The organism is Ralstonia sp. A12, assembly GCF_000801955.1.
GTDB lineage: Bacteria > Pseudomonadota > Gammaproteobacteria > Burkholderiales > Burkholderiaceae > Ralstonia.
Window position 1 is genome coordinate 218,460 of sequence record NZ_JSZO01000001.1, and the last position, 23,200, is coordinate 241,659.

Sequence of the window (23,200 nt, forward strand, 5' to 3'; positions counted from 1 at the left end):
CATGACGGAGCCCATCCTCCAGTTCGGCACGAGCCGCTTCCTGCAGGCACATGTCGATCTGTTCGTGTCGGAAGCGTTCGATGCCGGGCAGGCACTGGGCGGCATCACTGTCGTGCAGACCACCGCTAACCCGGCTAGCACGGCGCGGGTGGCAGCACTGGCGAGTGGCGCGGGATACCCGGTGCGCATTCGCGGGTTGAAAGACGGCGCGCCCATCGACGACGTGATCACCTGCCGCGCCGTGCACCGCGCGCTCCAGGCCGATGCCGACTGGGTACAACTGCGCGAGGCGATGGCATCGCACGTGCGGGTGGTGGTCTCCAACACCGCTGACCAGGGCTACCAGCTCGACCCCCGCGACGATGCCGGCCTGCTGCTCGATCCATCGCGCGTGCCGCACAGCTTTCCCGCCAAGCTCGTCGCGCTGCTGCATGGCCGCTGGCTGCGGCAACCCGAAGCGCCACTATCGCTATTTCCATGTGAACTGATCGAGCGCAATGGCGACACGCTCTGCGCGGTGGTGTGCACGTTGGCAGAGCAATGGGCGCTGCCGGCAACGTTCATCGATTGGCTGCGCATGCATTGCGTGTGGGCCAACTCGCTGGTCGATCGCATCGTCTCCGAAGCCTTGCACCCGGTGGGGGCAGTGGCCGAGCCCTACGCGTTGTGGGCAATCGAGCGTCAGTCGCGGCTGGTGCTGCCTTGCACCCACCCGGCCATCGTGTTGACGGATGAGCTTGACCACCACGAACGGCTCAAGCTCTTCCTACTCAATGCCGGCCACACTTTCCTGGCCGAGCGCTGGCGCGCAGATGCGCACCCCGCAGACCTGACCGTGGCACAAGCCATGGCCCATCCGCACTTGCGGCCGGAGCTGGAAGCCCTCTGGCGCGACGAGATCGTCCCGGTGTTCGAAGCCCTGGGCAAGCGCGAGGCCGCCGAGGCGTATCTGATCTCACTACGCGAACGGCTGCTGAACCCGTATCTCGCGCACCGCGTGGCAGACATCGCGCAGAACCACGTGCAAAAAAAGCAGCGCCGCCTGGTGCCCATCATTGCGCTGACACTGCAGTTGGGCCTGGACGTAGCCCAGCCTCGCCTGAATGACGCGTTGGCCAATCCGAACTGAACCCGCAAAGCACCATGCCCCACCATTCTTTGATCCTCCTCGCCCCCGACGATGACGTGGCTGTCGCACGCATTGCGCTGGAGCCGGGCACTGCGCTCGACGCCGCACTCGTCACGCTCGCCCCCATTCCCGCCGGCCACAAAGTTGCGTTGCGCGACATCGCGGCGGGGCAACCGGTGCACAAGTACGGGCAGGTCATCGGCGTGGCAACGGCGCCAATCCGCGCAGGCGAGCACGTGCACGTACACAACGTCGGCATGACCGGTTCTGCTGCCGAGCACAACGCCGGCCACGCTTACCGCGCGACCGTGCCGGTGGATGCGCCCGCCACGTTCGAGGGCTACGTGCGTGCAGACGGCCGCGTCGGCACGCGCAACTTCATCGGCGTAATCGCCAGCGTGAACTGCTCGGCGACCGTCTGCCGACACATCGCTCAGGCGGCGCAGGCAGAGGTGGCTGCGTTCCCGAATGTCGATGGTGTGGTCGCCATCACGCACGGCAGCGGCTGCGGCATGGCGGGCAATGGTGAAGGGCTGACGCTGCTGCAGCGCACGCTGCGCGGCTATGCCGATCATCCGAACTTTGCCGGCGTGCTGGTGGTCGGCCTGGGCTGCGAGGTCAACCAGGTCGCACCGCTGGTGCAGATGCTCGGGGCACGCGCGCCCGGGCTGTTCGCGTCGCTGACGATCCAGGAGGAAGGTGGTACGCGCGACGCCATCGCGGCTGGCCAGGCCATGCTGCGCGACATGCTGCTGATCGCCAATCAGGCCCAGCGCAGCACCGTGCCCGCGAGCCAACTGACGGTGGGCCTGCAATGCGGCGGGTCGGATGGTTATTCCGGCATCAGCGCCAACCCCGCGCTTGGTGCGGCGGTCGATTTGCTGGTGAGGCATGGGGGCACGGCGGTGCTGTCTGAAACGCCCGAAATCTACGGCGCGGAACACCTGCTGACCGCGCGCGCCGCCACACCCGCCGTCGCCGATGCACTGATGGCCCGCCTGACCTGGTGGGAGGACTACACCCGCACGCTGGGCGCTGACATGAACAACAACCCTTCGCCCGGCAACAAGGCCGGCGGGGTCACGACCATCCTGGAAAAATCTCTCGGTGCGGTCGCCAAGGGTGGCAGCAGCGGCTTGATGGCGGTGTATGAGTACGCCGAGCCCGTGCAGACGCATGGTCTCGTCTTCATGGACACACCAGGCTACGACCCCGTCTCAGCCACCGGCCAGGTCGCGGGAGGCGCCAACCTGATCTGCTTCACAACGGGCCGTGGCTCCACCTACGGCTGCAAGCCGGTGCCGTCCTTAAAGCTCGCCACCAACAGTACGCTGTTCCGGCACATGGAACTCGACATGGACTACGACTGCGGCGGCATCGTCGATGGCCACCTCAGCATTGCGCAGGCCGGCGAAGCCCTGTTCAATTTGATGCTGGCCACCGCCTCAGGCACACACACCAAGAGCGAGCTCAACGGTCTGGGCGACAACGAGTTCGTACCGTGGCAACTCGGCGCCGTCATGTAACGCACGCGCTACGCAGCGTCAGGAGCAAACCGGCCGCGATGGCCATCGCGCCGACGCTGCGCGCGACAATCTCTCCGTTTGGGGCAAGGCGTTCCAGCGCAATTGCCACGGACACGGCCGCCATGGTGCGCAGATCCATGACGCCCATCATCAGCAGCATTGCTGTCAGGCCCGCACAGGAACGCGCGCAACGCATGCCCATGTGCAGACCGTATTGCCACGCTGCGCCCGCCTTTGTGCGAGATGTGTTGCCCGGCCCTAGCGCCTCACGGCATTGCGCAAGCTGACGCGCCTTCCACACGCTGATTTGCAGCACACCGGCGGCAACAACGATGACGCCGGTCGCCGCAGGCGCAGCGCGCAACAGTGTCGGCCATGTCATTTCAACTGCCGCCAGCGCAGCGCCCAGCGCAAAGACCGCGACGCCGATCGCCGACCAGATCGCGAAGTACCCGGTACCTGCCAACGCCGTCAGCGCATCAAGGTTCGATGTGCCCGCTGCACGCAGCACCACCCGATACTGCCGCAACATCGGCAGCAATGACGGCAGCATCATCGCGACCATCATCACCGCCCACATGCCGATGAACGATGCGCCAAAGGTCAACCACGTTTGGCCGCACATCGGCATCCAGCCCATCGGCATCGTGTTCATGGCCGACATGGAGCGGCACCACGCCACCGTCGCGGCTGCGCTGGTGACGAACAGCAGCGCCGAGGCGGCCAGGAAACCGCGCTCGGACACTGCACGCTCGCGTGGCAGCTCAACGCTGCTGAGCGTACTCGTCATGGCGACGCCACCAGACACCGGTTTCGTTGCGACCCAGCGGTGCGCGATCGAGCCATTGATACGCGCCCCACAAGCCATCGAGCCCACGCGCATAGGTGGAGTACGTGTGGTACACGACGCCATCTTCCAGCACGAACGCGCTCATGCCGGGCCGGTCGCGCACATAGGTCGGCGCATCGGTGCCGCACATGTTCGCGAACTGCTGCACGGGCTCGGGCAAGTCCGAGGCGTCCATGACGTGACTGCCGCGCACGTAGTTGTAGTCGGCGCTGCCGGCGCGCTGCTGGTCTTCCGTGATGGAGACGTTGAAGTCGTAGTTGAAATCGGTGCCCACCGACGACACCCACGGGAAGGACCAGCCCATCCGTTCGCGATACTCCATCAGCTTGGCCAGCGGCCCGCGTGACACGGCCAGCAGCGTGACGTCGTGGTTTGCCAGATGCGTGACGAATCCATCAAAGCCGTCGGCAATCATCGAGCACGACGGGCAGCCCGCCTTGTAGTCCGGCCCAAACATGAAGTGATAGACGAGCAACTGCGAGCGCCCGCCAAACAGATCGGCCAGCGAGGCGCTGCCACTCTCGGTTTCAAAGCGATAGTGCTTGTCGATGCGGACCCACGGCAGTGCTTGCCGGCGGCGTGCCAGCTCGTCGCTGCGACGGGTGAGTTCCTTCTCTGCCTTGAGCAATTCAATGCGCTCTGCGAGCCAGGTTGCGCGGGTTGCTGTGGGGTGTGTTGCACTCATGCTTGCCTCCATTTGGGTGAGTGGTCGTGTGCTAGATTAGGCGCCGACCTCAAACGGCGGGAGTGACAAGTGTGGCGGGATTCGAATGGATTCACTGATCACAGCCGCAGCGCGCGCACTCGCTGCCGGTGATCCATTTGGAGCACTGAACCGCGTCGCGCTGCGCGACGATGCCGCCGCGCTCGCGCTGCGCGGCATCGCCATGGCACAGCTTGGTGACCTGGCCCGCGCCAAGCTGCTGCTGCGTCGCGCAGCACGCGCCTTCGGCTCAAGAGAAGCGCTGGCCCGCGCGCGCTGCATCGTCGCTGAAGCCGAAATCGCGCTGGCTTCCCGAGACCTTGGCTGGCCCGAGAAAACGCTGGACGCAGCGCGTGTCACGCTCGAAGCGCACGGCGATCACGTCAACGCCGCGCACGCGCGCTACCTCCACATTCGACGCCTTCTCCTCATCGGCCGGCTGGACGATGCCGAGCACATGCTGGAGGGGCAGAACCCTGCCGCCCTGCCGCCTGTATTGCGGGCCGCGCATGAACTGGTCATTGCAGGCATTGCGCTGCGTCGTCTGCAAACGGCGCCCGCACGTGCGGCACTTGCGCATGCTGAGCGCGCCGCGCGCCAGGCCGGCATTGCCGCATTGACGGCGGAAGTGGAAAGCGCCGCCCTCGCCCTGAATGCGCCCGCCGCCCGCCTGATTTCGCGCGGCGACGAACGCATCCTCCGGCTCGAAGCGGTGGAAGCATTGTTCGCATCGAAGGTGCTCGTTGTGGATGCGTGCCGCCTTGCCGTGCGCGAAACGGATACCGTGGTTTCGCTCGCCACGCGACCGGTGCTGTTCACCCTTGCCCGCGCGCTGGCCGAAGCGTGGCCGGCAGACGTGCCAAGAGACACGCTCATCGCCCGCGCATTCCGCGCCAAACACGCCGATGAATCGCATCGCGTGCGCCTGCGTGTCGAGATCGGGCGGCTGCGCACGGCACTCGGCGATCTGGCAACGGTGAGCGCAACCAAGCACGGATTCGCACTGCGGCCACGGCGCGCTCGCGAGCTTGTCGTGCTGGCACAGCCTGTTGAGGAGCCGCATGCGGCCGTGCTCGCGTGTCTGGCGGATGGGGAATCGTGGTCCAGCTCGGCATTGGCGCTTGCGCTGGGCAGCAGCCAGCGCACCGTGCAGCGCTCGCTCGATGCGCTGGCGACGGCCGGCAAGGTGCAGTTCTTCGGTCATGGGCGCGCGCGCCGCTGGATGACGCCACCGGTGCCCGGATTCGCGACCACCTTGTTACTCCCCGCGCCGCTGCCGAGTGGCTAGGATGAAGACTCCACAACCGAATCCACAGGACAAGAACATGAAACGATCCGCCGCCGAAATCGTGCGCGAATATGGCCCGTTCCCGGGGGCTGACAACGTAGGTGGCGTGACATACGACGGCCAGCATGTCTGGTTTGCCGCCGGCGGCCATGTGCAGGAAGTCGATCCGGCCAGCGGTGAAGCGCTACGCGCGATTGACGTGCCCGCCCATGCCGGCACCGCCTTCGACGGGCGGCACCTGTTCCAGATCGCCGAAGACCGCATCCACAAGATCGACCCGCAAACGGGCAAAGTGCTTGCCACCATTCCTGCCCCAGGCGCCGGCGGTGATTCCGGGCTCGCCTGGGCAGAAGGCACGCTCTGGGTCGGCCACTATCGGGACAAGAAGATCCGCCAGATCGACCCCGAAACCGGCGCAGTGCTGCGCACCATCGAGTCGAACCGCTTCGTGACCGGCGTCACCTGGGTCGACGGCGAACTCTGGCATGCCACCTGGGAAGGCGATGAAAGCGATATCCGACACATCGATCCGCGCACGGGCGAAGTGCTCGAGCAGATCGACATGCCGACAGGCGTAGGCGTGTCGGGGCTTGAATCAAATGGGACGGATCAATTCTTCTGCGGCGGCGGCACCACTGGGAAGATTCGAGCCGTACGCCGCCCCGGAAAAGGCGCGAAAACGCCGGCCGATAGCGCCGCCGAATAGCCAAACCGGAGCCCTAGCATGAAGCCCGCCATCGCGCGGGCATTTTTCTTTGTTGCGCGCTCGCCTATTTGAAAGCCCCATAACATTCCGCCGAAGCACTCCTTGTACGATGACCGCGCCCGCACTCGTCTTTCAGGAGAGACACGATGCCCTACGATGGAAACCGCGCCGCCAACTACGCCGACAGCCACGTGCAACCGAACAGCACCGGAAACTGCGCAAAGTATGTACGCAAGGCCCTCGAATGGGGCGGCGCAACGCTTGGACGAACCCACTACGCCAAGGACTACGGCCCCGTCCTCGAAGACGCCGGCTTTCACACCGTACTGACCGCCCCGCGCAAGGGCGACATCGTCGTCATCCAGCCGGCACCGGGTCATCCGTCCGGGCACATGGCGATCTATAACGGCACGGTATGGGTATCCGATTTCACGCAGAACGCAGGTGAGCAGGGTTTCTACCCCGGACCGGCCTATCGGACCGCGCAGCCCGCCTACAAAATCTATCGCCACGACGACTGAGGGCCGCCATGAAGACACGACTTTCCAGGGTGCTGGCATGGCTGGTTCTGGCAATCGGCATGCTCGGCATGCAGGCCGTCATGGCACAAGGCAAGGCCGCCACGCCGGAAGCCGATACGAAGGCGTTCTACGCGTGGTACATCAAGCTGCAAACCAAGTCGGTCTACCCGCTCACAGACAGCGGCATCTACACCTACGTTGCGAAAGACACGGTGGACCGCCTGCGCGACGCCTACCGCCGCAACGAACTGCCGGGTGATACCGACTACTTCATGAAAGTCCAGGACTACGACGAGAAGGATTGGACCGAACACACCGTGGCCCGCGCCCCGATCCTGCTGGAGGGTGTTGCCGTCGTACCGGTCACGTTCGGCTCGAAAGACAAGGTGAGCGTGCTTGTCTTCCTGCGCAAGCTGGACGATGGGTGGAAGATCACCAAGGTGGAAGACACGCTGGACTTCCAGTAACGCCCGCCGCCCCCATGAAAAAGCCCGCGTCACTGCGGGCTTTTCGTCTTTGTGCGCCACGCCAAACATTACAGTCAAACTGCACAGTTAAACTGCATTAATGCTATGCTTCGCGCATGGCCAAATCACCGTCCTCGAATGATCCCTCCCCGCCGGCGTCACTCGCGGGTGATCTACGCATTGCCCTGGGCAAGCTGTCCCGACGGTTGCGCGAGCAAGTGCATCCGAACGATCTCACCCACGCACAAAAGTCGGTTCTCCTGCGCTTGGACCGTGACGGCCCTGCTACGGTTTCTGCGCTTGCCCGTGCCGAGAGCGTGAAACCGCAGTCCATGCGCGTCACCGTTGCGGGACTGGAGGGGATGGGGGCGGTTGCGGGCAAGCCGGACCCGACTGACGGGCGGCAGACGCTCATCGAGCTGACGCCCGGCTTCCGCAGGGTGCTCAAGGAAAGCCGCGCCGCCAAGGACGACTGGCTCTTCCGTGCACTGCAAGCCCAACTATCAGCTGAGGAACAAGCGGAACTGGCGCGCGCCATCAGGCTGCTGCAACGGCTTGCCGAATTCTGACTTCTGACCAAGGAGCCCCTGACATGGCATCACTGCATCTCGTATCGTGGTTCTTCGGCGGCGCATTCCTTGCCAACGCCGTGCCGCATTTCGTGTTCGGCATCGCCGGCAGGCCGTTTCAAAGTCCGTTTGCAACGCCGCGTGGTGAGGGGCTCTCGTCCTCGACCGTGAACGTGCTCTGGAGCCTGTTCAACCTGGTGGTCGGCTATGTGCTCGTTCTCCGCGTGGGGGATTTCAACCTGCGAGACACGGCGGATGCCACTGCACTCGGCCTGGGCATCCTGGCCCTCAGCGTGCCGTTGGCGCGACGCTTTGGCCGCTTCAACGGCGGCAACCTGCCACAACGCCAATGAGTAGTACATCGTCAACGGGCGTCTTCCGTTCACTGCGTGTTTTCAATTACCGCCTCTGGGCGGCGGGCTCGCTGGTCTCCAACGTGGGGACGTGGATGCAGCGTACCGCTCAGGACTGGCTGGTTCTGACCCAGCTCACCCACCACAACGCATCTGCAGTGGGCACGGTGATGGCGCTGCAGTTCGGGCCGCAGCTTCTGCTGCTGCCCTGGACGGGCGTTGCCGCAGACCGCTACAACCAGCGCAAGCTGCTGATGGCCACCCAGGCGACGTCGGGCGTGCTGGCGTTGATACTGGGGCTGTTGACCGTGACCGGCGCGGTTCAGCTTTGGCACGTCTATCTGCTCGCGTTTCTGTCTGGCTGCGCATCGGCGTTTGATGCGCCGGTGCGCCAGACGTTCGTGGCGGAACTGGTGGGCGATGGCGACTTGCCCAATGCGGTGGCGCTCAACTCGACATCATTCAATGCGGGGCGCATGGTGGGGCCCGCGGCGGCCGGCATCGCCATTGCCACCATCGGCACAGGCTGGGCGTTCCTGGCCAATGGGCTCTCATTCATTGCCGTGCTGACTTCGCTGTTCTTCCTGCGCAAGTCCGAGCTGCGGCCCAATGCGCGGGCACGGCGTTCAGAAGGCGGTTTCGCCGAGGCCATCCGCTACGTGTGGGCCCGCCCCGACCTCAAGGCCATGCTGGTCATGCTGTTCCTGATCGGCACGTTCGGGCTGAACTTCCCGATCTTCATCTCGACGATGGCGGCGAGCGTCTTTCATTCGGATGCGCGCGGCTATGGCGTGCTGTCGTCAATGATGGCAGTGGGCACGATGTCCGGTGCGCTGTTCGCCGCCGGTCGTGAGCGCCCTGAGTTCAAATCGCTGCTGATCGGTGCGGCAATGTTTGGCCTGGGCTGCACCTTGGCAGCCATCGCACCGAGCTACTGGCTATTTGCGGCGGCGCTGGTCCTCACAGGCATCGCTGCACTCACGTTTACCAATACGAGCAACAGCCTGATGCAGCTCTCCACCGAGCCGGCCATGCGCGGTCGCGTCATGGCGTTGCGCGTGGCAATCGCGCTGGGCGGCACCCCCATTGGCGCGCCGATCGTGGGTTGGGTGGCAGACCATCTCGGGCCGCGCTGGTCGCTCGGGGTGGGTGCGCTTTCAGGCTTGCTTTCGGCCGCCGTTGCCATCTATGTGATGCGACAGCAGATTCATCTGCCTCAGCAAGCACAGCCGACGTTGGGGCAAGGCACGTCCTGAGATCACGAACCCGTGCATATCGCTATCTGGCGGTGCATCGCGCCAGCAGGCGGGGCGTCGTGGGAGCGCCGCCCTTCATGCAAGGCCTAGTCCTTTCTGGCCGTGGCCCCTCATACGAACGTGCTATGCAGAATGGGACGAATCGTCCGCTTCTTTTGCATAGGCCATGTCAAACACATGGCCGCCCTGTCACACCCAAAAGAAGTGCCATGCCGCTGCCCCCCCCCTGTCGCCGACCGGTTCTGGGATAGCGCCGTTCATGGTCGTCACGCCAATTCACGCTGCAACTGCCGCATATGCCCTGGGCCCTGCCCCGACCTAGTGCTCTGTCGTTGCCCATCGTGTCGGAGTCCTGCTCGCACCCCGACCGTTTCGAACCCTGGAGCGTTCCATGAACATCAGAACGTTTGCGAGCACCGCCATTCACTTCATGGGGGTGTCCTCGGACAACCCCGAGCTGCTCAAAGCGCAGTACCGCGCGTTCTCGCGCCAGTTGCCGATGATGTATTTCATCCTCATCACCAGCACCTGGGCCGTCGCGTTGACCTTCCGCGCCGTTACCCCTGTCTGGCTGTCGATCGGGATTCCGCTGCTGCTCACCGCGGCCTGCGCCGTGCGTGTGACGCACTGGTGGCGATCCAGACGCATCGACCCAACGCCTGAGCTTGCGCTCAGCGCCCTCCAACGCACCAACCGGCTGGCGAGTGTCATCGCCGTGTCGTTCACGACCTGGTCGCTGGCGCTGTTTCACTATGGCGATCCCTATACGCGCTCTTACCTGGCCTTCTACATGGCCATCACCGTGATCGCCTGCATCTTCTGTCTGATGCATCTGCGCCCGGCCGCCGTCACGGTCACGGTGATCGTCAATGGCGCATTCATCGCGTTCTTCGCGGCGACGGGGCAACCCACGTTTGTGGCCATTGCCATCAACATGGCCCTCGTGTCGTTTGGTCTGCTGGTCATCCTGATGATCAACTATCGGGACTTCACGCTCATGGTGAACGCACAGACCGAGGCCCGCCGCCGAGAGGCGGAACAAGGCCGCCTGCTGCACATGATCGACGACATGCCGATCGCGGTGATGACGGTCAAGCCGGACACGTTCACCATCAACTACGCCAACAACACCTCCAAGCGCCTGGTCGATCGGATCGCGCATCTGCTGCCGGTTAGACCAGACGCCTCGTTCGGCACCTCGATTGATATCTTCCACGCCCATCCGGAGGTACAGCGCCGGTTGCTTGCCGACCCAACCAACCTGCCCTACAACACGCGCGTGCAGCTTGGGCCGGAAGTCCTGGACCTGAAGATTTCGGCCGTGCACGCCAACGACGGCAGCTACATCGGCCCCATGCTCACCTGGGGGCTGGTGACCAAGGAGGTGGAGGCCGAAAACCGCATCCGCCAGCTTGCCCATTACGACATGCTCACCGGGCTGGCCAATCGCACCAACTTCCGGGAAGAGCTGGATGCCCGCCTGGCAATACCGGAGACCCGCCTCGGGCTGCTGTATATCGACCTGGACGGCTTCAAGCTCGTCAACGACACCAAGGGCCACCGCGCGGGGGATGCGCTGCTGGAGCAGGTCGCAGCGCGCTTGTGCGCGGTCTGCAACCACGCCAGTTCAACCATCGCGCGCTTAGGTGGTGATGAGTTTGCCGTGCTCGTGTCGCACGACGATGCGGATCACGCCAACGCGCTGGCCTGCGCCATCATCACAGCCCTCAGCGCACCGTACCCGCTCGGCGTCGACCAGAGCGTGCGGATCGGGGCATCGGTCGGCATTGCGCTGGCGCCTGCGCATGGTCAGGATGCCGAGAACCTGCTCTCGCGCGCCGACATCGCGCTCTATGCCGCCAAGGCGGCCGGCAAGGGCACAGCACGCCTGTTCAGCACTGCCATGGAAACCTGCATCCAGGAACGCGCTCGGTTGGAAGCCCAGTTGCGCGCCGCGCTGGAGAGCCAGGACCGGCTGTTCGTCTTCTATCAACCGATCATCAATCTCGAGACCGGTGACGTGACCGCGCGCGAGGCGTTGGTGCGCTGGCACCACGCGGAGCGCGGCTGGGTCCCGCCGGCGGAGTTCGTGCCGATTGCCGAGCAGAGCGGCCTCATCGACCAGCTCGGCCGCTTCGTACTCCACCAGGCCTGTCGTGAAGCGACGCGCTGGAAGGACGGTGCCCGTGTCGCTGTCAATATCTCGCCCATGCAACTGGGCAAGGCGACGCTGGCGCAGACGGTGCGCGCCGCCCTGCTCGACTCGGGCCTCGCGGCCGACCGCCTGGAGATTGAAGTCACGGAAACCGCCCTCATCCAGAACGAGGCGGAGAGCTTTGAAGACCTGCGCCAGCTCTACAACATGGGCGTACGTGTCGCGCTCGATGACTTCGGCACCGGCTACTCATCGCTGGCGCATCTGCGCGCTTTCCCATTCGACAAGATCAAGATCGACCGCTCGTTCGTCTGCGACCTGCCCGAGCGTTCTGACAGCGCGGTGCTGGTCAAGGCCATCGCCGATCTGGGCCGCCAGCTCGGTGTAACCACCGTGGCCGAAGGCGTGGAGACGCAGGCGCACGTCAGGATGATCTGTCAGGCAGGCTGCACCGAAGCGCAGGGGTACTTCTACGCTCGGCCCGCACCGTCCGATGAAGACAAGGCCTCCGTGGAGGCGTGTTACGTAGAGGCACCGGAACCCTCGGCACTTCGAGCGTGTGTCGGTTGACTGGGTTGCGCTGCGAGCTTTCTTGCCCTTGCTGATGCGGATCACGCACCGCATCAACGGCTACTCAACGAGCTGCACCTGCAACCGCCGCTGATCGTTCCGGCCGTGGTCATCAACCACGCGCACGTTGTAGTCACCCGCAGTCGGCGGCTGCCAGAACAGGACTTCACCGGCCGCCGTCTTTCCGGCATAGGCGTCGTTGACGAACCAGTACAGTGCATGCGCGCTGGCATCGGCGGTCGCGTTGAATGCAATGCGCGTTTCGGCCGACTGCTTGATCCGCACGGCATACACGCTGCCGCGCACCGGTGAGGTGATCTGCGGCGGATCGCCCTCCACCGTTCCGGCACCGCGGCACGCCGGGTTCTGCGGCGGCTTGCGGCGCGGGATGCCCGCCTGCGTAAACACCTGCTGCAGGTCTGTCGGCCAGAACTCGTAGATTTCCTGGTGCGTGCGCTTATCGGTATAGGGCGGACAGGCCGCAAGCCCAGTGGCGTCGTCAATCATGACAGGGCGATGCACGCTGCTGACGCGAATCGGCGAAACGCCCGGAATAAACCACGTCGAGCCGGTTTGCGGACACCACTGGTTAGGCAAGTCACCGCTGGCCAGGCAGATCTGCACGCGTTTGACGTTCGGTGGAATGCGTCGCAACGGCTCCGTCAGTTGCGGCTGCTCGGCCTGGAGTGCATCAACGATCTGGAAGAACAACGGCGCCGCCGCATCCACGCCAACGAAGGAGGCGTTGCCGGTGTTGTCGAAATTGCCCACCCACACCACCAGCACATAGGGGCCGAAACCACCCGCTGTCCACGCGTCGCGAAATGCCCATGACGTACCGGTCTTCCAGTACACCGGCAGGCGTGAAGGCTGGGCGCCACTGGTTTCATCCGGACGCAGGTGCTGGCGCAGCATGTCCGTCACCATGAAGCTGGCTTCAGCGCTCAACAGGCGCTTGCCTGGCACGGTGGGGGCATCTGCGCGCAGGCGAAGCGGTTTGAACAAACCGCCGTTGGCCAGCGTGGCATACAGGCCGGCCAGATCCTGCATGGTGACCTCGCCACCGCCCAGCACCAGCGCAAGGCCGTAGTGCTGCGGGCTCGCCAGCCGGCTCACACCGGCCTGCTGCAGCAACCGGTAGAGATCGGGCTCGTGGAGTTTCGATGCCACCCACAGGGCTGGAATGTTGCGACTGCGGTTCAGCGCGTCGGTTGCCGTGATCGGGCCGAGAAAGTGGCCATCGAAGTTCTCCGGCGAGTACGGCCCGAACGAGGTCGGCACATCGCGCAGCACGGTCTGCGGGTGCAGCACGCCCTGGTCGAAACCCAATCCATAGATGAACGGCTTGAGTGTCGACCCAGGCGAGCGGCGCGCCAGCGTACCGTTGACCTGCCCCTGGATCGTTCGGTCGAAAAAGTTGGCCGACCCCACCAGCGCTTTCACGCCCATGTCCCGCGTATCCACCAGCAGCGCCGCCGCATTGCGGATACCCCGCCCGCCGTTGCGCGCGACATAGCGGTTGATCTGGCGCTCCAGCACATGCTGCAGATCAAGATCGATGGTTGTCACGACGCGAGCATCGCGGTTGTCGGCGCCGTTCCAGTCGCCCAGTGCGCGGCGTGCCGCCAGGATCTGGTCGGCAGCGTGCGGCGCCTCGAACGGCAGGGCCATCAGCGGCCGTAACGCAAACGGCAAAGCAAACAGCGGTTGCAAGGCGGCGTCTTGCGGATGCAGTTGGAGCCAGCGCGCATACAGCCGGTTGCGCGCGGTGGTGAGCTGCCGGTTGATCTGATCCTGCGTCGGCAACCCACGCAGCCGGCGCACTGGGTCTTGCGGAATCACGGCCAGTGCCAGCGCTTCGGGCAAAGTCAGGTTGGCGACAGGTTTGTCGAAATAGGCAAGGCTGGCTGTTCCTGCGCCTTCGACGTTGCGGCCGTATGGCGCATCGTTCAGGTAGGCCTCAAGAATCTGCCGCTTGGAATAGAACAGCTCCAGCTGCACAGCCCGCGCCACCTGCTTGAGCTTGCCCAGCGGCGTGCGCGTGTTGAGCTGCCACAGCGAGCGCGCAAGCTGCATGGTGATGGTGGAGCCCCCCTGCGGATTGCCGCCGCGCACGTAGGTCACCCAGGCGCCGCGCGCGAGCCCATACGGGTTGAAGCCCGCGTGCCAGTGAAACCAGCGGTCTTCGTGCAACAGCACCGCCTCGACCAACTGCGGCGACATCTGATCGAGCGGCACCCACAGCCGGTAGCGGTCGTCCTTGGCGAGGGCGAGCCGTAGCAGTCGGCCCTGATCATCCAGCACCGCGATCGACGAAGGCTTCCAGTCGCGCAGCGGCGGATGCGGCCACAGCCGGCAAGCGCCCAGCACCGCCCCAATCAGCAAGGCGCCGACCAGCCAGTTCTGCCAGCGAACCAGCCAGCCGCCCAACGCCCGCACCACGTTACGGTGCCCGCACCACGTTGAGCGCAGCACCACCCGCGGCCTGCGCCTGCACGCGCCGGTCATACATCGACTCGCCATAGGCCGGCGGCACGATGAAGCGGCCGGCGTTGGTCGCCTTGATCCGGTAGACGAACTCGCCCACATCGGCGGTGGCTGTGCCGTAGATGACCACGCGGTCCTCGCGCACGTCCGCATACTGCGGCTGCCAGCTGGAGCCCGGCAACCCTACCGGTGAACGCCACGGCGCCGGCGCAGCATTGGCCGCTGCATTCTGGTCACCCTGCCCGTCACCATCTGCCGCATCGGTTGCTGGCGGCGGAGTGGTGACCGGATCGAAACCACCCGGCAGCAGATCGACAATCGCCACGTTGCCGAGGCTCTTGCTGTCGGTCGCGCGGATCTTCAGGTGCACGTCGATCTCCTGGCCGAGCGTGACCTTGTCCAGCGGCTTGCCGTTCGCATCGGTGTACTCGCGGATGATCTCGAGGCCGTTCTTGATCGCCTGCGTAGATGCGGTACGGTCGTAACCCGACTGGCTCGTGATCTGCCACGCAGGCAGGCTGCTGCCATTGACAAAGCGCAGTTGCGACGCTGCTGCGCTCCACGAACCTGAGCGCATCACGCTGCCCTGAACCGCGGAGATGTCCTTCGCGCTGCCATCCGGGCGCACCTCCTCAATCGCCAGCTTGTCCAGCCCGCTGGCGTTTTGCGAGGCATAGGCGTCCAGCGCCAGGATGGTCATGGCGGACGACAGCGTGTTGTAGCGGTTGTGCTGCACCGGCCCGGCAAGGTTGTCCAGCACACGCGGCGGCAACGCCTGCGCGCGCTCCGGGAAGTGCTTGGCCAGCAGGTACAGCACACTGGCGTCGCGCGTCAGCGGATCGATGTAGTAACCATAGGCATAGGGCTCGTCGCGCGACGGTTTGCGCTCCAGCACCTCCTGCGGCCCGGCGATCAGCTTGTTGGCCTCCTTGTCCTGCTTGAGCAGTTGATACGACGCGGCCAGCCAGCCCGCGGCCAGGTCGCTCTTCCACTCGTTCGGGAAGGCATCCTGCAGGCGCTTCTGCACCGCAGCCAGGCTGTTGGTCGTGACGTTGCCCAGGCGCGTCAGCAGGTAGACGGCGTAGGCGCGCTGCCGCAGTTGATCGAGCGTACCGAGACGGTCGTTGGCCGCAAGCTGCTGCAGGTACGCGGTGCCGGCGTCGAGCATCTCCTTCGGCACAGTCGTGCCATGCTCGCGCGCACCGATCAGCACGTGCATCGTGTAGGCCGACACGAACGGGTCAGCATCCGGCGTTGCCGTCCACACGCCAAAGCCACCCTGCCCGTTTTGTCGTGCACGCAAAACGTCCAGGAACTGCGCGATCGACGCGGCATTCGCCCCCTTGTCGTCGGCAGGTTGCGGCGCCAGGGCGTTACGCAGCGATGGCGTCGACATCCACTTCGATGCAAACAGGCGCGGCACGGCGGCGCTCACCACCTGTTCGCTGCAGTAGTGCTGGTAGTTGACAAGATAGGACGCCAGCCCTTGCGACAGCACCAGCGGTCCGGTGGACATGCTTGCCTCACGCGCCGCATAGGCGTCATACATCTTCCGCAAGTTGGGCAGGTTGGCCTTCTTGTCCGCGTCGATGCGCGCGACGTCCAACTGCGTGCGGAACGCTGCGGCTGGCCGGATCGACACATCCACGCTCTGCTGCGCAGACTTACTGCCCGCGCGCGCACTAAAGCTTAGGTTGCCCGAGCCCAGCGTGTCAGTCGCTTTCACTCGGAACAGCGCCACGCCTTCGTGCATGGGTGCCAGCGTCACGTTCTGCGTGGCCGGACCGACCACCTGCAACTGGGGCCCGACCTTCAGCGTCACGGCAATCGGCATGGGCTTGTCCCCGGCGCCGGTCACGTTGTTGGCCACGCCCACGCTCACCTCGGCCTCATCACCGGGGGCCAGTGTGGTCGGCACGTTTGGCGACAAGACGAAATCGCCGCGCACGGTGGTCGCCCCTTCATAGGTGCCGACCAGATCAGGCGACACCGACACCGCCATCACGCGCAGCTTGCCGTTGAAGTAATCCGGCACGGTGTAACTCAGGCGCTTGTCACCATCCACATCGACGATGCCCGACCAGTAGACCACCGGCTTGTCGCGCTTGCGCTTGAACGGGTTGAGCTGCCGGCCGATCGCGTCGTCGGCATCGCCGCCCGGCGCGGCCATCGACATCAGCTTCTCGAAGTCGGGCAGGATCAGATCGAGAATCTGCGATGTGCCGACCTCCAGCATGCGCTTACGGAAGAAGTACTTGAGCGGGTCGCCCAGCTTGTAGTGCGCGACCTGCAGGATGCCCTCGTCCACCGCGAACACCACCACCTTGCCCGGCCGCGCGGAGTGCACGTTGAAGTTGACCGTCTCACCCGGCTTGACCAGCGCCGGAGCCTCAACCTTCAGCCCATTGCGCCGCGCATCCATGTTGACCGAGAACGGCACCACGCCGTAGCTCAACGGGCTCATGAAGATCTCGTCGGATGACGGATCGCGGATGTACTGCACGTTGATATAGCCGTTGCCCTCAAAACCAGCCGGCACGGTGATGCGCTGCACGGAGCTGGTCGTGTCGGCATGGAACCACGCCTGCGCATAGACCTTGTCGCGCTCGATCGTGATCAGGCCACTGCCGGCGTACGGCGCGCGAATGGCCACCTCCACTGACTCGCCCGCTTTGTAGTCGTGCTTGCTCAGGCTGATCTGCAGCTCGGTGTTGCGGTCGAGCGAGCGCGATACGTTGGCCTCCCCGGTCACTAGGTACTGGATGCGGTTGACCTCGGTGCGGTCTGCGCTGCGGATCACCAGCGCGTAGTTGCCCGGCTTGTCCGTGCGCAGGGCGTAGTCGAGCCCGGCAGCGGGAATCGCCAGCGGCTTTTCATCGACCGGCACCTCCTTGAGCCTCGAGTCGTACTTGTAGGCGCCGGAATCCTGCTTGGTCAGCACCGACACATAGCGCAGCTCAACCAGTTGCGCGCGCAAGTCCTTCAGGTCGATCGCCTTCGCGCCCGGATCAATGGCGACGAGCTTGACCGTGCGCGGGCTGCCGCGCTTCACATAGCCCAGGTCGTCGACGGCCTTGTAGCCAACCAGCCACGGGTTGTTCGACACCAGCCCCTGCGCGTTCGCGGCCACGCTGCGCCCGCCCTCGGCTTCGAATGCCTTGGTCTGGAAGTACAGCTGATACGTGGCATCGGCGTACTTCTTCAGGTCGAGGTCGAATTCCGCATGGCCCTTCTCATCGGTCTTGCCGTCCTGCAGCTGGGTCGTATAGCCCTCCTTTGCGCGACGCGCATCAAAGAACTGGTAACCCGGCCAACTGCGGAACGCCGGCCATGCCGGCCGCAGCGTGAGCGACGCCGTTACGCGGCGGTTTGCGGCTGGCGTGCCGAACAGGTTCTGCGCATCGACGATGCCCTTGAGCTGATCCGGCTTGACCCAGCCCTCGGCCACCTGCTGCGACAGCTTGGCCTCGACCTTCATGCGATCCGGCAGGAACTCCTTGATCTGCACCGTGGTGCTGCCGATCGGTGCATCGATGGCCTGGCCGTTCTTGACGATGTAGAGGTTGACCGCCCAGGTACCGGTGGGCGCCGTCTCGGCCGGGGTGTAGTCGAGTTCCGTAAAGCCCGAGGCATCGACGGTCACGGGCTGGCGCTTCACCGTCATGCCGCGCGGGTCGACAATCTCCGCCTGCAGCGGAATGCCGGCGGGGCTGCGCGCCCAACTGGCGGCGCGCACGATCAGGCCGATATGGAACTGGTCGCCCGGCCGGTAGATCCCCCGGTCAGAGAACAGGTACGCCGACAGTTGCCCCTGGTTGGTCGCGTTGCGCTCGCCACCCACGTCAAAGCGCGAGAAATCAAGTTGCCGGTCGGAACTCGCAATCGGCAGGAACGACAGGTCTTCGCCCTTCTTGACGATGTACAGCTTCGGCCGCTTCTCGCGCTCCAGGCCCTTGAAAGTCGGGAAGTGAACGACGCCGTCGGCACTGGTCGTCTGCGTATAGAGCGTCTGGCCATTGACCGCCACCACCGACACAGACGCACCCGCCACCGGGCGCCCGGTACGGATCGACTGCACGAACACGTCCTGGCTGCCGTCCAGCGCGCGCTTGACCAGCATGCCGAGATCCGTCACGACGATCAGGCGGGTGTCCGTTGGCACTTGGCCGTCGTTGCCGTCGCTATCGCCGTTGCCGGCTTCGGTGTCACCGCTGCCGTCGGTGTCGCCGCTCGACTGGGCATCACCATTGGCCTGATCTGCATCCGCCTTCTTCTTGTCCGCCGCTGGGTCATAGCCTGACAGGTGCAACAGGAAGACGCCGCGCTTGCCGTTCTTCAGGTACTGGCCAAGGTCGACGCCCTCGTAGTGCGCTTTGCCGGGGTCCGTTTCCGGGAAGGCGAGCTTCTGCTCGAAGCGCTCGACGATGTGATCCTCGCCAAAGCTGTAGCTCAGTTGGGGGCGCGCGTACGTGCCCTGGTTGAAACTCACCAGATGCTGAAGCTGATCAGGCCGCACCCGCCCGATCTCCAGCTTCATCCCCGGCAGGTTGCGCGACACTACCGAGATGCGCTTGCTGCCACTCATGGAGAGCAGCGAGCCGTCCGCCATGAAGCGCAGCAGCTTCGGATAGTCCGGCACGGTCAGGGCCTGCTGCACCGGCTTGCCAAGCTCATAACCACCGAACGACTTCAAGCCGGCATCCACCCGCACGTAGACGCGCTGACCTGGCTGCGCCTGGTATTTGAAACTCTGCAGCGGGGCGTACTCGCCTTCCGTCGGCGTCAACTCAAGCTTGAGCGGCTGCGACTGGCGCAACACGTCTTCGCCCACTTCCGTGGTATTCCAGGGATACGGTGGCTCGTCATCGCCCTGGCTGACGCCAGGCTTGCGCTTGGGCAGCACCCAGGCCTTGACCAGGCCCGCCAGATCGCTGCCGCGCACGGCGCCGCTCATTTCCGCCAGCAGTACCTGCTCTGGCTCGTAGCGGTCGTTGTCGACCAGCGTCGGAGCAAGCTGGTTGACGGCCAGGCTGTACAGTCCCGGCACACGGACAGCCGTCTGTAGCGGCGCCTTGGTACCGTCGCCGCCTCGGATACTGCGCACGCCGCTGTCCAGCGTCAGACGCGCCGACAGATCATCACGTGGAATGTCGAGCTGCTGGGAGTGCACCCAGGCATTGAGCTTGGCCGCATCGTAGGTAATGCTGAAGCGCAGCGGCGTGGTGGTTTTCCCATCGCGGCCGACCATCTCCAGCGCGATGCGCTTCTCAAACTGTGCTGCATCCACCGGGTAATTGAACCGGATCGGGAAAATCGTCTTCTTGCCCGCGGCATTCTGCGGGTCCTGATAGAACTCGCTGGCGCCAAACTGCACGTCAAATGCGGGCACATTGAATTCGAGATGGTCGTCTGCCAGCAGCACGTGCTTTGCAAAAACCTGGAGCACGTCGAACTTGACCTCAACATGCGCACCAATCGGCCAGTCGGCGGCCGGCATGAAGCGCAGTGTGCGGTCATTGAGCCACGTCCACTCGCCCTTCAGCGCGGGCTGTATCGAAATACCGTTGCCAGCCGGTTTGCCAACCAGTTCGATCGGTGCCGCTGAACGCGAGAAATCAATGTCGAGCGGATGGATGGTGACCTTGGGCTTGCCCTCTTCATCCATATAGCTGGTCAAGGCAGGTGCCCTGACCTTGAACGTGATGCGCTCGGGCTCCACGGGCTTCGGGCGATGCTGATACCAGTGCCAGCCGAACGCGCCGGCCGCCACCAGTGCAATGGATGCGGCGACGCCCCCACCGAAGTGCCAAGGGCGACGCCGAGCAGCGGCGGCCGTGGCCGGCATCCATGCGGGTGCGGACCAGGCGACGCTGCCGAATACCGGCCGCAATAGGCGAGCAATCAACGAGAACAGAAAACCGATGACCCGAACGGGCAATCGCAGCAGAAAGCGCAGCAAGTCCATTGTTATTATTCCTTAGCAGAACGTTGCCACTTTGCGGCACGCCCTTCTGTCTTCTGTTTGTGTCGCCGTGGTGCTTCTTATTTTCAGAAGACCATGTGCGCACAAAATTATCCAACAGCTCTCTGGAAAAAATACAACGGCAGATGCTCGCGTCGAGAAAAACAACGGTTCTCCAATCCGCGTCGCCCACGTTCGGCTTAACTCTTCGTCTCTCCAATTTGCGTATATCCAAACACGGCAAAATCGGGCCCGTCACCAAGACTGTTTGTTAATGCTTTAAAACACACCAGGCACCCCATCTACAGAGCGTTCCTGGACGAAAAAAAAGCCCGCGCAATGCGGGCTTTCCTCTCAATGCCTGGGGAAGCGCAACCTCACTCCCACTCAATCGTCGCAGGCGGCTTGCCCGACACGTCGTACACGACACGGCTCAGGCCACGCACTTCATTGATGACCCGATTCGACACACGGCCTAGCAACGTGTAGGGCAGATGCGCCCAATGTGCGGTCATGAAGTCGGTCGTCTGCACTGCACGCAATGCCGTCACGTAGTCATACGTGCGGCCATCGCCCATCACGCCAACGGACTTGATCGGCAGGAACACCGCAAACGCCTGGCTGGTCAGGTCGTACCAGCTCTTGCCGACATCGGCTTCGGCACACAGGCCGGCAGCAGCGTCTTGCGCCGTCGCCTTGGTGCCGCGCAGCTCTTCGATGAAGATAGCGTCAGCACGACGCAGCAGGTCTGCATATTCGCGCTTGACCTCGCCCAGAATGCGCACGCCCAGGCCCGGGCCCGGGAACGGATGGCGATACACCATCTCGTGCGGCAGGCCGAGTGCGACGCCCAGTTCGCGCACTTCGTCCTTGAACAGGTCACGCAGTGGCTCGAGCAGTTTCAGGCCCAGCGTTTCCGGCAGGCCACCCACGTTGTGGTGGCTCTTGATGGTCGTGGCCTTCTTGGTCTTGGTACCACCCGATTCCACCACGTCCGGGTAGATCGTGCCCTGCGCCAGCCACTTGGCATTGCTCAGCTTCTTGGCCTCGGCCTGGAACACCTCGACGAACTCGCGGCCGATGATCTTGCGCTTGGCTTCCGGGTCGGTCACCCCAGCCAGGTGGCCGAGGAACTGCTCGGACGCATCCACGTGCACGACCTTGGCGTGCAGACGGCCTGCGAACATGTCCATCACCATCTTGCCTTCGTCCAGGCGCAGCAGGCCGTGGTCGACAAACACGCAGGTGAGCTGGTCGCCGATGGCGCGGTGGATCAGCGCAGCAGCCACCGACGAATCGACGCCGCCCGACAGGCCCAGGATCACTTCCTCATCGCCCACCTGCTCGCGGATGCGCTGAACGGCTTCCTCGATGTGATCGCGCATGACCCAGTCCGGCTTGGCACCGGCGATCTCCAGCACGAAACGCTCGAGCAGTGCGCGGCCTTGCACGGTGTGCGTGACTTCCGGATGGAACTGCACGGCGTAGTAGCCGCGCGCCTCGTCGGCCATGCCGGCAACCGGGCAGCTCGGCGTCGAGGCCAGCAGCTTGAAGCCCGGGGGCAGTTCGGTGACCTTGTCACCGTGGCTCATCCACACCTTGAGCATGCCGTGGCCTTCCGGCGTGGCGAAGTCCTGGATGTCCTTGAGCAGGCGGGTGTGGCCGTGGGCGCGCACCTCGGCATAGCCGAATTCGCGATGGTCACTCCACTCGACCTTGCCGCCAAGCTGCACGGCCATGGTCTGCATGCCGTAGCAGATGCCGAGCACCGGCACGCCCAGGTCCCACACGGCCTGCGGCGCGCGCAGCTGGTGGTCTTCATACGTGCTGGCGTGGCTGCCGGACAGAATGATGGCCTTGGGCGCGAACTCGCGCACAAAGGCGTCGGACACATCGTTCGGGTGAATTTCGCAGTAGACGTGCGCCTCGCGCACGCGGCGCGCGATCAGTTGCGTGACCTGCGAGCCGAAATCAAGGATGAGGACTTTGTCGTGCATGTTGTGGAGGAATGGAATCGGCAATCGTGTCGACTTCAGTGCCGGGGCCGTAACCAGGCGGCGGCATGTAGGCGGGTTCTTTGCGCTCAGAGGTTTCCGTGCGCTGGCGTTCGCGCTCGGCAGCGGCATCTTCGCGGGCTTTCTGTGCACGCTCGCGCTCATTGGTGCGCACACGGCGCGAGGCGGGAATCTGCACGGCGGAGAACGCCGCCAGCACCGCAGCAAACGTCGGCAGCCAGATGCGGCCAGCACCTTCCACTGGCAAGTGGAAGAACAGCAGCCATGCAATGACCAGCACCGCCACGGCCAGGTTCACATGGCCGATCACCTGCGCCACGGCCGTGGTCAGTTGCCCGTTGACGGTGGCATGCCACAGCAACCAGGCCAAGCCGATCAGCGTGACGCCGAGGAGCTGGCCGTACATTGCCGGTTCCGGCTGCGGCAGTTGCAGCGCGCCGAAGATGGACGTCATCGGCGAAGCCAGGAGGACGAGACCGACGCACAGTGCGACAGCCGCATCCAGAAACAGAACGAGTCGCAAAAGCGCTTTCATCAGTGTCTCCAGTTGCGGGTGGCCGCCCGTGCTCCGGCCACCGGGTTCAATCTCGCCAGAGCGCCCGCGCGCTCCGGCGGCAGTACTGCTTGCCTTCTATCTTGTCTG

General features: G+C 64.5%; 16 protein-coding genes. 10 read left to right on the plus strand and 6 right to left on the minus strand.

All coding sequences use genetic code 11. The annotated features are described in order from the left end of the window. Position 1: 1 nt before the first annotated feature. Together PI87_RS01035 and PI87_RS01040 are read left to right on the plus strand one after the other, a co-directional pair. Positions 2 to 1,129 carry a D-mannonate oxidoreductase gene (locus PI87_RS01035; RefSeq protein WP_039595829.1) on the plus strand — a complete coding sequence of 376 codons (1,128 nt, stop codon included), beginning with the start codon at positions 2 to 4 and terminating at the stop codon, positions 1,127 to 1,129. Positions 1,130 to 1,143: 14 nt separating this feature from the next. After that, positions 1,144 to 2,655, plus strand: a complete 1,512-nt coding sequence (locus tag PI87_RS01040; protein ID WP_039595830.1) for a UxaA family hydrolase — start codon at positions 1,144 to 1,146, stop codon at positions 2,653 to 2,655. On the opposite strand, the gene PI87_RS01045 is transcribed toward PI87_RS01040, so the two are convergent. Beyond that, a complete protein-coding gene (locus PI87_RS01045) occupies positions 2,648 to 3,445 on the minus strand; it encodes a DUF2182 domain-containing protein (RefSeq protein ID WP_039595831.1) in 798 nt (265 codons plus the stop codon). The two genes, PI87_RS01040 and PI87_RS01045, sit on opposite strands and share 8 nt — an antisense overlap. Beyond that, complete coding sequence (locus tag PI87_RS01050; RefSeq protein WP_039595832.1) at positions 3,420 to 4,190, minus strand: DUF899 domain-containing protein; 771 nt, start codon at positions 4,188 to 4,190, stop codon at positions 3,420 to 3,422. The genes PI87_RS01045 and PI87_RS01050 overlap by 26 nt, the downstream gene beginning before the upstream one ends. A gap of 85 nt (positions 4,191 to 4,275) precedes the next feature. On the opposite strand from PI87_RS01050, the gene PI87_RS01055 reads away from it, so the two are divergent. The 8 genes from PI87_RS01055 (at position 4,276) to PI87_RS01090 (ending at position 12,093) form a co-directional block, all read left to right on the plus strand. Continuing rightward, complete coding sequence (locus tag PI87_RS01055) at positions 4,276 to 5,496, plus strand: hypothetical protein (RefSeq protein WP_039595833.1); 1,221 nt, start codon at positions 4,276 to 4,278, stop codon at positions 5,494 to 5,496. A gap of 37 nt (positions 5,497 to 5,533) precedes the next feature. Then, positions 5,534 to 6,202 (plus strand): Vgb family protein, encoded by a 669-nt coding sequence (locus PI87_RS01060; RefSeq protein ID WP_039596414.1) that lies wholly within the window; start codon positions 5,534 to 5,536, stop codon positions 6,200 to 6,202. A gap of 146 nt (positions 6,203 to 6,348) precedes the next feature. Next, positions 6,349 to 6,723 (plus strand): CHAP domain-containing protein, encoded by a 375-nt coding sequence (locus PI87_RS01065; protein WP_039595834.1) that lies wholly within the window; start codon positions 6,349 to 6,351, stop codon positions 6,721 to 6,723. An 8-nt stretch (positions 6,724 to 6,731) separates the two neighbouring features. Then, the gene (locus PI87_RS01070) at positions 6,732 to 7,190 is read left to right on the plus strand and encodes a DUF3828 domain-containing protein (RefSeq protein WP_039595835.1); all 459 of its coding nucleotides are present in this window, start codon (positions 6,732 to 6,734) and stop codon (positions 7,188 to 7,190) included. 116 nt (positions 7,191 to 7,306) lie between these two features. Then, on the plus strand, positions 7,307 to 7,759 hold the full coding sequence (locus PI87_RS01075) for a MarR family winged helix-turn-helix transcriptional regulator (RefSeq protein WP_039595836.1): 453 nt from the start codon (positions 7,307 to 7,309) through the stop codon (positions 7,757 to 7,759). A 23-nt stretch (positions 7,760 to 7,782) separates the two neighbouring features. Continuing rightward, positions 7,783 to 8,112 (plus strand): hypothetical protein, encoded by a 330-nt coding sequence (locus PI87_RS01080; protein ID WP_039595837.1) that lies wholly within the window; start codon positions 7,783 to 7,785, stop codon positions 8,110 to 8,112. After that, positions 8,109 to 9,368, plus strand: a complete 1,260-nt coding sequence (locus PI87_RS01085; RefSeq protein ID WP_039595838.1) for an MFS transporter — start codon at positions 8,109 to 8,111, stop codon at positions 9,366 to 9,368. The genes PI87_RS01080 and PI87_RS01085 overlap by 4 nt, the downstream gene beginning before the upstream one ends. Positions 9,369 to 9,759: 391 nt before the next feature. Further along, positions 9,760 to 12,093: a putative bifunctional diguanylate cyclase/phosphodiesterase gene (locus PI87_RS01090; protein WP_039595839.1), complete on the plus strand. Its 2,334-nt coding sequence runs from the start codon at positions 9,760 to 9,762 to the stop codon at positions 12,091 to 12,093. A gap of 60 nt (positions 12,094 to 12,153) precedes the next feature. Here PI87_RS01090 and pbpC read toward each other — a convergent pair whose 3' ends face one another. From pbpC to PI87_RS01110, 4 genes are all read right to left on the minus strand, one after another. Continuing rightward, complete coding sequence (gene pbpC / locus PI87_RS01095; protein WP_232313918.1) at positions 12,154 to 14,568, minus strand: penicillin-binding protein 1C; 2,415 nt, start codon at positions 14,566 to 14,568, stop codon at positions 12,154 to 12,156. After that, on the minus strand, positions 14,537 to 20,545 hold the full coding sequence (locus PI87_RS01100; RefSeq protein ID WP_039595840.1) for an alpha-2-macroglobulin family protein: 6,009 nt from the start codon (positions 20,543 to 20,545) through the stop codon (positions 14,537 to 14,539). Before PI87_RS01100 ends, pbpC begins: the two co-directional genes overlap by 32 nt. Before the next feature lie 374 nt (positions 20,546 to 20,919). After that, positions 20,920 to 22,539, minus strand: a complete 1,620-nt coding sequence (guaA, locus tag PI87_RS01105) for a glutamine-hydrolyzing GMP synthase (RefSeq protein ID WP_039595841.1) — start codon at positions 22,537 to 22,539, stop codon at positions 20,920 to 20,922. Then, on the minus strand, positions 22,514 to 23,092 hold the full coding sequence (locus PI87_RS01110) for a membrane protein (RefSeq protein ID WP_039595842.1): 579 nt from the start codon (positions 23,090 to 23,092) through the stop codon (positions 22,514 to 22,516). Before PI87_RS01110 ends, guaA begins: the two co-directional genes overlap by 26 nt. Between the last annotated feature and the right edge of the window lie 108 nt (positions 23,093 to 23,200).

Bases quoted from the DNA above. Each gene is read 5' to 3' on its own strand.
- PI87_RS01035 (WP_039595829.1), top strand. From the start codon at position 2: ATGACGGAGCCCATCCTCCAGTTCGGCACGAGCCGCTTCCTGCAGGCA.
- PI87_RS01040 (WP_039595830.1), top strand. From the start codon at position 1,144: ATGCCCCACCATTCTTTGATCCTCCTCGCCCCCGACGATGACGTGGCT.
- PI87_RS01045 (WP_039595831.1), bottom strand. From the start codon at position 3,445: ATGACGAGTACGCTCAGCAGCGTTGAGCTGCCACGCGAGCGTGCAGTG.
- PI87_RS01050 (WP_039595832.1), bottom strand. From the start codon at position 4,190: ATGAGTGCAACACACCCCACAGCAACCCGCGCAACCTGGCTCGCAGAG.
- PI87_RS01055 (WP_039595833.1), top strand. From the start codon at position 4,276: ATGGATTCACTGATCACAGCCGCAGCGCGCGCACTCGCTGCCGGTGAT.
- PI87_RS01060 (WP_039596414.1), top strand. From the start codon at position 5,534: ATGAAACGATCCGCCGCCGAAATCGTGCGCGAATATGGCCCGTTCCCG.
- PI87_RS01065 (WP_039595834.1), top strand. From the start codon at position 6,349: ATGCCCTACGATGGAAACCGCGCCGCCAACTACGCCGACAGCCACGTG.
- PI87_RS01070 (WP_039595835.1), top strand. From the start codon at position 6,732: ATGAAGACACGACTTTCCAGGGTGCTGGCATGGCTGGTTCTGGCAATC.
- PI87_RS01075 (WP_039595836.1), top strand. From the start codon at position 7,307: ATGGCCAAATCACCGTCCTCGAATGATCCCTCCCCGCCGGCGTCACTC.
- PI87_RS01080 (WP_039595837.1), top strand. From the start codon at position 7,783: ATGGCATCACTGCATCTCGTATCGTGGTTCTTCGGCGGCGCATTCCTT.
- PI87_RS01085 (WP_039595838.1), top strand. From the start codon at position 8,109: ATGAGTAGTACATCGTCAACGGGCGTCTTCCGTTCACTGCGTGTTTTC.
- PI87_RS01090 (WP_039595839.1), top strand. From the start codon at position 9,760: ATGAACATCAGAACGTTTGCGAGCACCGCCATTCACTTCATGGGGGTG.
- PI87_RS01100 (WP_039595840.1), bottom strand. From the start codon at position 20,545: ATGGACTTGCTGCGCTTTCTGCTGCGATTGCCCGTTCGGGTCATCGGT.
- guaA (WP_039595841.1), bottom strand. From the start codon at position 22,539: ATGCACGACAAAGTCCTCATCCTTGATTTCGGCTCGCAGGTCACGCAA.
- PI87_RS01110 (WP_039595842.1), bottom strand. From the start codon at position 23,092: ATGAAAGCGCTTTTGCGACTCGTTCTGTTTCTGGATGCGGCTGTCGCA.